General features: G+C 62.1%; 10 protein-coding genes. 8 read left to right on the forward strand and 2 right to left on the reverse strand.

Annotation, left to right across the window (positions count from 1 at the left end; all coding sequences use genetic code 11):
• The first annotated feature begins 237 nt into the window (after positions 1 to 237).
• The 7 genes from AOA61_RS21805 (at position 238) to AOA61_RS21835 (ending at position 7218) form a co-directional block, all read left to right on the forward strand.
• On the forward strand, positions 238 to 1257 hold the full coding sequence (locus AOA61_RS21805; RefSeq protein ID WP_032889511.1) for a LacI family DNA-binding transcriptional regulator: 1020 nt from the start codon (positions 238 to 240) through the stop codon (positions 1255 to 1257).
• Positions 1241 to 2245, forward strand: coding sequence for an ABC transporter substrate-binding protein (locus tag AOA61_RS21810; protein WP_099602704.1), 1005 nt, complete (start codon positions 1241 to 1243; stop codon positions 2243 to 2245). The genes AOA61_RS21805 and AOA61_RS21810 overlap by 17 nt, the downstream gene beginning before the upstream one ends.
• Positions 2246 to 3064 (forward strand): iron ABC transporter permease, encoded by an 819-nt coding sequence (locus AOA61_RS21815; protein WP_099602705.1) that lies wholly within the window; start codon positions 2246 to 2248, stop codon positions 3062 to 3064. It abuts the gene before it with no gap.
• Positions 3061 to 3855 carry an ABC transporter permease gene (locus AOA61_RS21820; RefSeq protein ID WP_099602706.1) on the forward strand — a complete coding sequence of 265 codons (795 nt, stop codon included), beginning with the start codon at positions 3061 to 3063 and terminating at the stop codon, positions 3853 to 3855. The genes AOA61_RS21815 and AOA61_RS21820 overlap by 4 nt, the downstream gene beginning before the upstream one ends.
• Positions 3852 to 4883, forward strand: a complete 1032-nt coding sequence (locus AOA61_RS21825) for an ABC transporter ATP-binding protein (protein WP_095184482.1) — start codon at positions 3852 to 3854, stop codon at positions 4881 to 4883. The genes AOA61_RS21820 and AOA61_RS21825 overlap by 4 nt, the downstream gene beginning before the upstream one ends.
• 10 nt (positions 4884 to 4893) lie before the next feature.
• Entirely contained in the window at positions 4894 to 5727 is an 834-nt protein-coding gene (locus tag AOA61_RS21830) for a phosphodiesterase (protein WP_099602710.1), read from the forward strand.
• A gap of 171 nt (positions 5728 to 5898) precedes the next feature.
• Entirely contained in the window at positions 5899 to 7218 is a 1320-nt protein-coding gene (locus AOA61_RS21835) for an OprD family porin (protein WP_099602711.1), read from the forward strand.
• 14 nt (positions 7219 to 7232) lie between these two features.
• On the opposite strand, the gene AOA61_RS21840 is transcribed toward AOA61_RS21835, so the two are convergent.
• A complete protein-coding gene (locus AOA61_RS21840) occupies positions 7233 to 7706 on the reverse strand; it encodes a GNAT family N-acetyltransferase (protein ID WP_099602707.1) in 474 nt (157 codons plus the stop codon).
• A gap of 142 nt (positions 7707 to 7848) precedes the next feature.
• Complete coding sequence (locus AOA61_RS21845; protein WP_099602708.1) at positions 7849 to 9492, reverse strand: sensor domain-containing diguanylate cyclase; 1644 nt, start codon at positions 9490 to 9492, stop codon at positions 7849 to 7851.
• A gap of 182 nt (positions 9493 to 9674) precedes the next feature.
• Between AOA61_RS21845 and metE the strand changes: the two genes are divergently transcribed.
• Positions 9675 to 11963, forward strand: coding sequence for a 5-methyltetrahydropteroyltriglutamate--homocysteine S-methyltransferase (gene metE / locus AOA61_RS21850; RefSeq protein ID WP_099602709.1), 2289 nt, complete (start codon positions 9675 to 9677; stop codon positions 11961 to 11963).
• Positions 11964 to 12182: the final 219 nt, after the last annotated feature.

A 12182-nucleotide genomic window follows, 5' to 3' on the forward strand; every position in this document is an offset into this window, starting at 1 on the left:
CGCAAATTTGTAGCAGCTGTCGAGCCCCGGCGAGGCAGCGTCCGCCGCGACTCGAGTCTGAATCGGCAGCGCGCCTGACGCAGCCTCGCTTGCAGCTCGGCAACTGCTACATGCGATCACCTGACATTAAAGCGTGTCGGGGCTTGGCTGCCATCAAACCGTCATCTCCCCACCACCTTCCTGCCACATTCCCCCGTTACTGTCCTCGCCAATGAGATCGATCTCAAGCGAGTAAACATGACTGACCTGAAAGACGTTGCGCGGCTAGCTGGCGTATCCCGCGCGACCGCCGCCCGCACTTTTGCCTCTCCCGAGCAGGTGCGCCCGGCGACCCGTGAGCAGGTGTTCGCCGCCGCCCGTGAGTTGGGGTTTCGGCCCAACCTGCTCGGCCGCCAACTGCGCCTGCAAACCACCCAATTGATTGGCGTGGTAGTGCCCAACCTGCTCAACCCGGTGTTCGCCGAGCAGTTCCAGGCCATGGAGCGTGCCGCGCGGTTGCGTGGCTACAGCCTGGTGCTGGCGACCACCGACTACAGCAGCGAGCGCGAGTGCATCGTAGTGGAAGAACTGCTGCGCCAGCGCGTCGATGGCCTGGTGCTGACGGTCACCGATGCCGAAAGCAACAGCGTGCTCAGCAGCCTGAATACCGAACAAACCCCGTTCGTGCTGGCCTATCACCAACCGAGCAACCCCAACTACAGCGCCGTGTCGGTGGACAACCGCGCGGGCATGGCCTTGGCCACGCGCTACTTGCTGGAGGCCGGTCATCGACGCATCAGCATGGTCGCCGGCCCCGCCTTGCAGTCCGACCGCGCACGCCTGCGCTATGCCGGTTACTGCGACGCGATGAAGGAATACGGCCTCAAAAGCCGCGCGGTGATCGAAATGCCTGCGCATACCCAGGCCGAATTCGCTGCCATCCAGCCGTACCTCAACGGCCCCGACGCCCCCAGCGCGCTGGTGTGTTCCAACGATTTCCTGGCTATCAGCCTGATCGCAGAGCTGCGCCGCAATGCCTGGAATGTACCCGGGCAGTTGTCGGTGATGGGCTTTGACGGCATCGCCCTCGGCACCCAGATGCACCCGACCCTGTGCAGCGTGGTGCAGCCCATCGCGCTGCTGGCCAGCACGGTGATTGACCAACTGCTGGCGCAGATCGCCGGGAATGCCCCGGTTTCCCATTGCCTGCCTTGCCATATCCGGCCGGGCGAAAGTACCCAACCGTTTGAGGAGTCCCTTGATGCGCGCATTCAGTAAAACCCTGGCAGCCGTGCTGCTGTGCGGTGTGGCCAGCCTGGCCCAGGCCGCCGACACGGCTATTTGCTACAACTGCCCGCCGGACTGGGCCGACTGGGGCACCCAGCTCAAGGCCATCGCCGCCAGCACCGGTGTGCAGGTGCCGCTGGACAACAAGAACTCCGGCCAGTCCCTGGCGCAACTGGTGGCCGAAAAGGCCGCGCCGGTCGCGGACGTGGTGTATTACGGCGTGACCTTCGGCTTGCAGGCGCAAAAGGCCGGTGTGGTCGATGGCTACAAACCTAAGGGCTGGGAGCAGATCCCCGCCGGGTTGAAAGACCCCGCCGGCCAGTGGTTTGCGATCCACTCCGGCACCTTGGGCATCATGGTCAACGTCGATGCATTGGGTGGCCTGCCGGTGCCGCAAAGCTGGGCCGACCTGCTCAAGCCTGAATACAAAGGCATGGTCGGCTACCTGGACCCGTCCAGCGCCTTCGTCGGTTACGTCTCTGCCGTGGCGATCAACCGCGCAATGGGCGGCGACCTGGACAACTTCGCCCCGGCCATCGACTACTTCCAGAAGCTGGCGAAAAACGCCCCCATCGTGCCCAAGCAGACCGCCTATGCGCGGGTGCTGTCCGGCGAGTTGCCGATCCTGGTGGACTACGACTTCAACGCCTACCGCGCCCGCTACAAAGACAACGCCAACGTCGCCTTCGTGATCCCCAAGGAAGGCAGCATCAGCGTGCCCTATGTGATGAGCCTGGTGGCCAACGCGCCGCACCGCGCCAATGGCGAGAAGGTGCTGGACTTCGTGCTGTCGGACCAAGGCCAGGCACTCTGGGCCAAGGCTTACTTGCGCCCGGTACGCCCGGTGAACATGCCGGCCGACGTCGCCGCGCAGTTCCTGCCCGACAGCGATTACGCCCGCGCCGGCGTGGTGGACTATCAGAAAATGGCCGCTGTGCAGGAAGCCTTCGCCGCCCGTTACCTGAACGAGGTCAAGTAAGTGGCTGCATCGGCAAAACAGGCGGCCTGGGCGCTGGCCCCTGCCTTTGCGGTGCTGTTCGCATTCTGGCTGTTGCCGCTGGCGCACTTGATGGTGCTCGGCGCCGACAGCCGCGACAGCCTCGGCAGCGGCTATTGGCAGGTGCTCAGTAGCGCGCAGTACCTGGGCAGCCTGGCGCAGACTTGCGTGCTGGCCATCGTGGTGACGTTCACCGCGTTGTTGATCGGTGGCATCAGCGGCGTGTTCCTTGCGCGCCAGCAGTTTTTCGGGCGTTCGGCGTTGGTGGCCTTGCTCACGTTTCCCCTGGCGTTTCCGGGGGTGGTGGTGGGCTTTCTGGTGATCCTGTTGGCTGGGCGCCAGGGGCTGCTGGCGTCCCTGGGCCTGCAAGTGGCCGGTGAGCGCTGGATCTTTGCCTACTCGCTGGCCGGGCTGTTTGTCGGCTACCTGTACTTCTCGATTCCCCGTGTGATCCTCACGGTGATGGCCGCGTGCGAAAGCCTCGACCGCAGCCTGGAAGAAGCCGCGCATTCGCTGGGAGCAGGGCACTGGCGGGTGGTCTGCGACGTGATCGTGCCGGGCCTGGCGCCGGCGTTGGCGTCCTGCGGCGCGATCTGCTTCGCCACGTCCATGGGCGCTTTCGGCACTGCGTTCACTTTGGGCACGCGCCTGAATGTAACGCCGGTGGCGATCTACAACGTGTTCACCAACTACGCCAACTTTGCCGTCGCCGCCGCGTTGTCGGTGGTGCTCTGCGCGGTGACCTGGGCGGTGTTATTGCTCACGCTACGCCTGGTGAAAAATGCGGGGACTGTCTTGTGAAGCGCTCATCGCTGTTTGTGATTCAACTGCTGTTCACCTTGCTGGTGTGCGCATTCATGTTGGTGCCGGTGCTGATGTCGTTGCTGGCTGGGTTGACGCGCAATTTCTTCGTCGGCCTGTCCAGCGGCCTGACCTTCGACTGGCTGATCCAGGTCTGGCAGGCCTATTCGCCCACCGTATGGCTGTCGTTGCAATTGGCGCTGGCGTGCGCGGTGTGTGTCTGCGTGATCGGCGTGCCGGCGGCGTATGCGCTGGTGCGCATGAACAACCGCTTCAGCCGTGCCTTCGAAGAACTGATGGTGTTGCCGGTGGCGATGCCGGGGTTGGCCAGTGCGCTGGCGTTGCTGCTCACCTACGGCCAGTTCGGCACGTTTCGCAGCAGTTGGCTGTTCATCCTGGTGGGCCATGTGCTGTTCACTTTGCCGTTCCTGGTACGTCCGGTGATGGCGGTGATGCAACGCCAGCAACTGCCGGTGCTGGAAGAGGCGGCGGCCAGTCTGGGCGCCGGGCCGATCAAGCGCTTTTTCAGCGTGGTGGTGCCCAACTGCCGGGCGGGGATTCTCGCTGGCGTGCTGATGGTGGTGACCTTGTCGTTGGGCGAATTCAACCTGACCTGGATGCTCCACACACCCATGACCAAGACATTGCCCGTGGGCCTGGCCGACAGCTACGCCTCGGCGCGCCTGGAAATCGCCAGCGCCTACACCCTTATCTTTTTGCTGATGATCGTGCCGCTGCTGATTGCGTTGCAGGCCATCAGCGCTCGTTTGTCCCGTGGAGAGCGTCGATGACCGCTATCACTATTCGCCTGCAAGGCTGTCGCAAGGCGTTCGCCGACGGCACCGTGGCTGTGCATGACCTGAACCTGACCGTCGAAGGCGGTGAAACCCTGGCGATCCTCGGCCCGTCCGGCTGCGGCAAGACCACCACCTTGCGCCTGATTGCCGGCCTGGAACGCCCGGATGTGGGTCAGGTTTTTTTCGGCACCGACGACGTCACCCGCCTGCCCATCGAGCGCCGCGACGTGGGCATGGTGTTCCAGAACTACGCGTTGTTTCCCAACCTCGATGTGGCCGGCAATATCGTCTACGGCTTGAAGATTCGCGGCATGGCGCCGCTTGCGCGGAACAAGCGCTGCGAGGAATTACTGGAGCTGGTGGGCCTGCAACAGCATGGCAAGCGCAGCATCCACGAACTGTCCGGTGGCCAGCGTCAACGCGTGGCCTTGGCCCGTGCCTTGGCGCCGCGCCCTAAAGTGCTGTTGCTGGACGAACCGCTGGCCGCCCTGGATGCGCAATTGCGCGAGCGCTTGCGCAGCGAGCTGAATGAACTGCTGCGCGGCCTCGGTATCACCTCGGTATTTGTTACCCACGATCAGGGCGAAGCCATGGCCCTGGGCGATCGTATCCTGGTGATGGAGCACGGCCGCGTCGCGCAACTGGCCAGCCCACGGGAGATCTACCAGAAACCGGCCAATGCGTTCGTCGCCGGTTTTGTCGGCAACCTCAATGCCTTTGCTGTTACCTCGCGAACAGCCCATGGCCTGAAAGTCTGCGGCGGCGAGTTGCCGTGGCAGGCCGCCGACGTGCCCAACACGGTGTACTGCCGCCCCGAACACTTGCGGGTGATGGAGAGCGAAGGGCACTTGCACGGCCATCTACTGGCGCAGTTTTTCCAGGGCGCCCAAAGCCGCTTGCTGGTAGACGTGGGCGGCCCGCAACCGCTGCTGGTGGACAGCAGCGACAACCACTTGTACGCCGTCGGCGCGCCGATCGCCCTGGCGATTGCGCCGCACATGTTGTTCACCCTGAATGCGTGAGAGTTTGCTTGTGAATCGTCCGTTTCTTGTTGCGCAAATCAGCGACCTGCACCTTAAAGCCGGCCAGCGCCTGACGTATGGGGTGGTCGATACCTTGGGCGCGCTGCGCCGTGCCGTCGACCATTTGAACGCCAGCCAACCCCGGCCCGATATCGTGGTGGTCAGCGGTGACCTGGTGGACTTCGGTCGCGCCGATGAATACGCCGTGCTGCACCCCGAGCTCGCGCGCCTGCACATGCCGTGCTACCTGGTGCCCGGCAACCACGACACACGCGGTCCGTTGCTTGAGGCATTCCGTGATCACGCTTATTTGCCGTCGTCGGCAGAGGGGCCGTTGGACTGGGTGGTGGACGAGCATCCGCTGCGCTTGATCGGCCTGGACTCGACTATCCCCGGTGGGCATGGCGGCCAGCTACTGGACAGCCAATTGCACTGGTTGGACGAGCAACTGGCACGCCGCCCGGACGCGCCGACGTTGCTGATCCTGCACCACCCGCCGTTTATCAGCGGCATCGGCCATATGGACCGCGAACCCTTTATCAATGCCGCCGCACTGGAGCGCGTCGTGGCGCGCCACCCGCAAGTGGAACGCCTGCTGTGCGGGCACCTGCACCGGCCGATGCAGCGACGCTTTGGCGGCAGCTTGAGTTGTGTGTGCCCCGGCACCTCCCATCAGATTGTGCTGGACCTGCAAGACGCCGCGCCCGCGCATTTCAACCTGGAACCGGCGGGGTATTTGTTGCATCGCTGGGATGCGCAACACGGCTTGATCAGCCACAACGGCGTGTTCGGGGATTACCCGGGGCCGTATCCGTTTTATGACGCTCATGGATTGATTGACTGAGGTTTACGGAGGTTTCACTTCACTCAACCAGCTGACTAAGCAACTGAGTAATCGAGCAACTAGGCAACTGAATAACCGTTAACGCCGCGGCCAACTTCACATTTGGCCGACGGCATCCTGCTGCCCATTTTTTGCGCCCGGAACTTGGATTCCGCGCCGGAGTTCGTCCTGATGAAAGCCACGTTGAATGTATTAAGTGTATTGACCGGCAGCCTGGGCATTGCTCTGAGCCCCTTGGCGTCTGCTGACTTTTTGAGCGACAGCAAAGCCGACTTGAGCATGCGTAACTTCTACTTCAATAACGACAACCGCGACGGCACGGCGGCACCGTCCAAGACCGAAGAGTGGGGCCAGGCCTTTATCCTCAACTACCAGTCGGGCTTCACTGACGGCACCGTCGGTTTTGGCCTGGACGCCATCGGCATGCTCGGCGTGACCCTCGACAGCAGCGCCGCGCGCCATGTCGGCAGCTCGATGATCCCCACCGAAGACGGCAAGGCCACGGATAACTGGGCCCGTGGCGGCGCGACCGCCAAGGCACGCTTTGCCAAGACCGAAGCGCGCTACGGCTACCTGCGCCCGAACCTGCCGATCCTGGTGAGCAACGACGGCCGCCTGTTGCCGCAGTCGTTCGAAGGCGGGCAAGTCACCAGCAAGGACATCGACAACCTGACCCTGGTCGGCGGCCAGCTTGAGCACACCACCGGTCGCGGCTCCAGCGACCGCAGTGGCCTGGCCGCGGCGGGCGGTACCCAGGAAAGCAATAAATTCACCTACGCCGGCGCGGACTACCAACTGACCAAGGACCTGATGGTCCAGTACTACTACGCCAACCTCGAAGACTATTACCAACAACATTTCGCCGGGTTGATCCACGTATTGCCGCTGGGCGAATACGGCTCATTGAAAACCGACCTGCGCTACTTCAAGACCAGCGCCGACGGCAAAAACAGCAGCGTCGCCGGCCGTGCCGAGGGCTACAAGCTGGGCGGCTATACCAAGAACGGCAACGGTGAAATCGACAACAACACCTGGAGCGCCGCGTTCATCTACTCCCTGGGCCCGCACGCGATCACCGCCGGCTACCAGCAAGTCTCGGACGACAGCAACTTCGCCCAACTCAACCAGGGCGGCCTGGTGAACAAAGGCGAGGGTGGTGCCAGCCTGTACCTCTACACCGACCGAACCGTGCAGACCTTCATCCAGGCCGGCGAACGCACTGCCTTTGCCCAGTACGCCTACGACTTCGCGTCGCTGGGTGTACCCGGCCTGAAGGCCTCGGTGATGTACCTGAAGGGCGACCACATTCTTACCGCCAGCGGCAACGACGCCAGCGAGTGGGAGCGGGACATCTCGTTGGATTACGTGGTGCAGAGCGGCACGTTCAAGAACGTCGGGTTCGGCTGGCGTAACGGCGTGTCACGCAGTGAAGTGGCGCGGGACCAGGACCAGAATCGGGTGTTTGTGAGTTATTCGATTCCGTTGATGTAGTACAGCTGAGCGCCTCACCTCTGTAGGCGCGAGTGGGCGCTCAGTGATCGTGCATGCGTTGCGGTGTCATCGCTGATCTGATGAAAACCGCAGCGCAGATAAAATGCTGCGGCTTCGGGTGTATCGGTAGATAAGCGCACATCGTGGAATTTCAGCGTGGCGTAATCCAGCAGTGCTTGAACCAAGGCCTTACCCACGTCTCGCCCTCGCATTTGGGGAGTCACGTATACCCGGCGCAGCCGGCCCACGGTTGAGCCGGCGTAGGGATCACGGGAAACGCCGCCGACTGCAATCAGTTGCTCCTGGTAAAACACGCCCAAAAGGTACTCGCCCGGTTGTTCGAACCGATTGGCGCCTGTTTCCCACTCTGTGATCAGGCGCGTGAGGAACCTGAACCCTTCGGCAATGGCTTGCGCTTCCAGCGTGTGGATCTCGTCTGGGAGTTCTTCCAGTCTACGTATCGAAGGGGCTTCGCTGGAGGGCTTCATAGGGACTCTTTGTGTGGGCACTGAGCGTTCGACCTCATAGCTGATTGCGCCCCAAAGACAACAGCCTTGGGTAATGACATCCCTGTAGGGACCTATCCGAAATAGCGTGGCGGGCACTGTACCTGTGGCGAGGGAGGCGTGCTCAAACCACCCGGTTCCTGCCCGCGGCCTTGGCCTCATACAAACACATGTCCGCGCGTTTGAGCAGTGCCAGGGAGTCACGGTCCGAAGGCTCGGCCACGCCCACGCCGATGCTCACGGTCAGACGGCCCACGGCTGGAAACACTGCCGCCTCGACGGCCGCGCGGATTTTTTCGGCGACCACGTCGGGGCTGTCCGGCGCTTCGACTTCCGGCAGCAGCACGGCGAATTCTCCCCCGCCATAACGCGCCACAAAGTCAGTGGCGCGCGTCGTACTTTCTATCAGCGCGGCGAGTTGGCACAGCACATCATCGCCAATGGCGTGGCCGTAGGTGTCGTTGACGCGCTTGAAGTAATCGGCATCGATCAGCAGCAGGGCGAAGGTGCGGCCGGTGCGTTGGAACAGCAGGCTGTTCTCGGCGAGTTTTTCATCGAAGCGGCGACGGTTGAACACGCCGGTGAGGGCATCGTGGGTGGCCAGTTTCAGCAGTTCGGCGTTGGCCTGGGTGAGGTCGGCGGTGCGTTGGGCGACAGTGGCTTCCAGGGAGGCGTTGGCTTCCTGCAGCTGGCGTTCCTTGGCCAGCAGCGCTTGGGTCATGCCGGTAAGCGAGCGGCCCAGTTGGGCGATTTCCAGCACTGAGTGCTCCTGTGGAAACACGGCGCCGGGCTGGTGCTCCTGGACTTGCTTGGCGGATTTGGCCAGTTGTTCGATAGGGCGACTGAGGGAGGAGGCCAGGTAATACGCCGCGACCATAAACGCCACGGCGGCGAGTACACCGAGTATCAGCAGTTTGTAGAGCAGCGTGCGCGCCGGTTGCAGGGCCACATCCAACGGCTGGCGCACCATGATGTACCAAGTCATTTTTGCGTTGGAGGGGCTGGGCACCGCGACCGAAGCGGTCACAAAACCGTCCGCCGTGGACCAGCCGGAAGGCGTGACCAGCTTGTCTTTAGGCATCTGCTCGCCGGCCAGCAGTTCGGGATAAAGCACCTTGCCGTCGAAGTCGACAATCAGCGCCTCGATATCAGGGATGGCGTCCTTCTGCATCACTGCCGAATCGACGATTTGCGTCACCCAGCGCCAGTGCGCATGGGCCCCCAGCACGCCGATGGTCTCGCCCTTGGCGTTATGGATAGGCTCGGCGAAATCAATAAAACGCAACAGCTCGCCGTTGGCCGCCCCTGGCAGCAACTTGGCCAGCAGCACCGCCTCATGGGGATCGCCGGTGTACTCGCCAAGCAGACCGGCCTGGAACCATGGGCGCTGGCTGACAGATTGATTCACCAGCAGCCCATTCACCGCCTGGCGCACACGGCCGTCGGCATCGGCGACGCCCATCCACGCGTACTCGGCGCGAGACTGGGTACGCAGCTCCATCAGCGTGAGGATGTCCGGCTCGTTCAAGTCACCCTTGCGAAACAGCGGCGCTTTGCTGAGCAGGGTCACTTCCAGCTGACGCTCGCGCAGTTGCACGGCCAACAGCGCAGCCGTGGAGCGCGCTGTGCTCAACAAAGCAACGCCGCTGGCCTGCTTCATCTGCCCAGTTGCGATATGCCCTACATAAAAGCCCACGCTCAGCAAGGTGAGCAGGGATAAACCGGCAAACCATAAGGTCAGGTGACTGCGCAGGCTGGCTTTGATCATGGGTGCTCATTTGAATGTATTGTTTGCGAGCATAGTACCCGCAATGAATGAGTGCCGTGTCGGCTAAAGGCAAGCTTCAACATGAGTGAAACTTGTGCTGATCTAAAATAGAATGAGTTTGTCTCACTATGATCAATTCCCGACAATGACTGCCATACATAACGACATTGGAGTTGTAAGTCATGGCTGTCGCTCATTCCCTGGGATTTCCGCGCATTGGACGCGATCGTGAACTGAAAAAAGCGCAGGAAGCGTTCTGGAAGGGTGAGCTCGACGAGGACGGCCTGCGCGCCGTTGGCCGTGACCTGCGCAAGACCCATTGGGCGTTGCAGAAACAGGCCGGTATTGAGTTGCTGCCCGCTGGCGATTTCGCCTGGTACGACCAGGTGCTGACTCACTCGCTGATGTTCGGCGTGATCCCTGAGCGCTTTCGCCCGGCGGATGGCAAGGCCACCCTGCAAACCCTGTTCGGTATGGCGCGGGGTGTCAGCGACAACTGCTGCGGCGGTGCCCACGCCCAGGAAATGACCAAGTGGTTCGATACCAACTACCACTACTTGGTGCCGGAATTCAGCGTCGACCAGCAGTTCCATCTGGGCTGGGATCAACTCTTCGAAGAAGTGCAGGAAGCGCTCGAACTGGGCCACAACGTCAAGCCGGTGGTGATTGGCCCGTTGACGTACCTGTGGCTGGGCAAGGCCAAGGGCGGCGACTTCGACAAGCTTGATCTGCTGGAGCGCCTGCTGCCGTTGTATGGCCAGATCTTCCAACGCCTGGCGGACCTGGGCGTGGAATGGGTACAGATCGACGAGCCGATCCTGGTGCTCGACCTGCCACAAGAGTGGAAAAACGCTTTCGAACGCGCCTATAACCTGATCCAGCGCGACCCACTGAAAAAGTTGGTGGCGACCTACTTCGGTGGTCTGGAAGAGAACCTCGGCCTGGCCGCGAACCTGCCAGTGGATGGCCTGCACATCGACCTGATACGGGCGCCGGAACAGTACCCGACCATCCTCGACCGTCTGCCGGCGTACAAGGTGCTGTCCCTGGGGGTAGTGAACGGACGCAACGTCTGGCGCTGCGACCTGGAAAACGCCCTGGCGACCTTGCAGCATGCTCATGAAAAACTCGGTGATCGCCTTTGGGTGGCGCCGTCCTGCTCGCTGCTGCACAGCCCGGTGGACCTGGGCCGTGAAGACAAGCTGGATGCCGAGTTGAAAAGCTGGCTGGCCTTCGCTGTGCAGAAGTGCGCTGAAGTGGCGGTGCTGGCCCAGGCGGTCAACCAACCTGAAGCGCCCAACGTGCTTGCTGCTCTGACGCACAGCCGCACCGTGCAGGCCGCACGCGCTGCTTCGCCAAGAATCCACAAACCGGCCGTCCAGGCACGTGTTGCCGCTATTACTGCCAAGGACAGCCAGCGCCACTCGCTGTTTGCCCAGCGTATCGAGCAACAGCGCGCTGGCCTAAAACTGCCGTTGTTCCCGACCACCACCATCGGTTCGTTCCCGCAAACAGCCTCGATTCGCCTGGCGCGCCAGTCATACAAGGCCGGCAAGTTAAGCGAGGCCGAATACGTCGAAGCGATGCACAGCGAAATCAGGCACGCCGTCGAAGTGCAGGAAAACCTCGGCCTGGATGTGCTGGTGCATGGTGAAGCTGAACGTAACGACATGGTCGAGTACTTCGCCGAGCAACTGGATGGCTACGTGTTCACGCGCTTCGGCTGGGTCCAGAGCTACGGTTCGCGTTGCGTGAAACCAGCCGTAATTTTCGGCGACCTGAGCCGTCCGAAGGCGATGACCGTGGAGTGGATCCGCTATGCCCAAGGCCTGACCCACAAGGTCATGAAAGGCATGCTGACCGGTCCGGTGACCATGCTGATGTGGTCGTTCCCCCGCGAAGACGTGAGCCGTGAAGTGCAGGCCCGCCAACTGGCCCTGGCGATTCGTGATGAAGTGGTGGATTTGGAAACCGCTGGCATCAAGATCGTGCAGATCGACGAAGCCGCGTTTCGCGAAGGCCTGCCGTTGCGCCAGGCACAGTGGCAGCACTACCTGGATTGGGCCACCGAAGTGTTCCGCCTGTGCGCCTCTGGCGTGCGTGACGACACCCAGATCCATACCCACATGTGCTACAGCGAGTTCAACGATGTGATCGAGTCCATCGCAGCGATGGATGCCGATGTGATCACCATCGAAACCTCACGTTCGGACATGGAGTTACTGGACGCGTTTGAAGCCTTCGCCTATCCGAATGACATCGGCCCGGGAGTCTACGACATCCACTCGCCACGGGTGCCCGATGCATCGGAAATGGCTAACCTGCTGCGCAAGGCAGCCAAGCGGATCCCGGCCGAGCGGTTGTGGGTGAACCCGGATTGCGGTTTGAAGACGCGCGGCTGGCCGGAGACTGAGGCGGCGCTGATTCATATGGTCACTGCGGCGCGTCAACTGCGAGCGGAATTGGCGTAACGCGGTTAAAAATGTGGGGCGAGGTTTGCTTCCGATGGCGGTTTGTTGGTGTGCGTATCCGTTTCTGCGGTCACGGCGGGTATTGGTTCCGCCCTTACGGCGGGTCACTTTGGAAAAGCCCCAAAGTAACCAAAGGGCTCTTGCCCCAACACTCGGCACCTCGCCTAGGCTCGGTGTGCCCTCACTCCGGCTTGAATCCGTGGGCCGCCGCGATGGGCC

The sequence above is a fragment of the Pseudomonas sp. 2995-1 genome (assembly GCF_002742505.1).
GTDB lineage: Bacteria > Pseudomonadota > Gammaproteobacteria > Pseudomonadales > Pseudomonadaceae > Aquipseudomonas > Aquipseudomonas sivasensis.

Excerpts from the sequence above, each read along its gene's own strand:
- metE (WP_099602709.1), top strand. The coding sequence starts at position 9,675 with ATGGCTGTCGCTCATTCCCTGGGATTTCCGCGCATTGGACGCGATCGT.
- AOA61_RS21810 (WP_099602704.1), top strand. The coding sequence starts at position 1,241 with ATGCGCGCATTCAGTAAAACCCTGGCAGCCGTGCTGCTGTGCGGTGTG.
- AOA61_RS21805 (WP_032889511.1), top strand. The coding sequence starts at position 238 with ATGACTGACCTGAAAGACGTTGCGCGGCTAGCTGGCGTATCCCGCGCG.
- AOA61_RS21845 (WP_099602708.1), bottom strand. The coding sequence starts at position 9,492 with ATGATCAAAGCCAGCCTGCGCAGTCACCTGACCTTATGGTTTGCCGGT.
- AOA61_RS21835 (WP_099602711.1), top strand. The coding sequence starts at position 5,899 with ATGAAAGCCACGTTGAATGTATTAAGTGTATTGACCGGCAGCCTGGGC.
- AOA61_RS21840 (WP_099602707.1), bottom strand. The coding sequence starts at position 7,706 with ATGAAGCCCTCCAGCGAAGCCCCTTCGATACGTAGACTGGAAGAACTC.
- AOA61_RS21825 (WP_095184482.1), top strand. The coding sequence starts at position 3,852 with ATGACCGCTATCACTATTCGCCTGCAAGGCTGTCGCAAGGCGTTCGCC.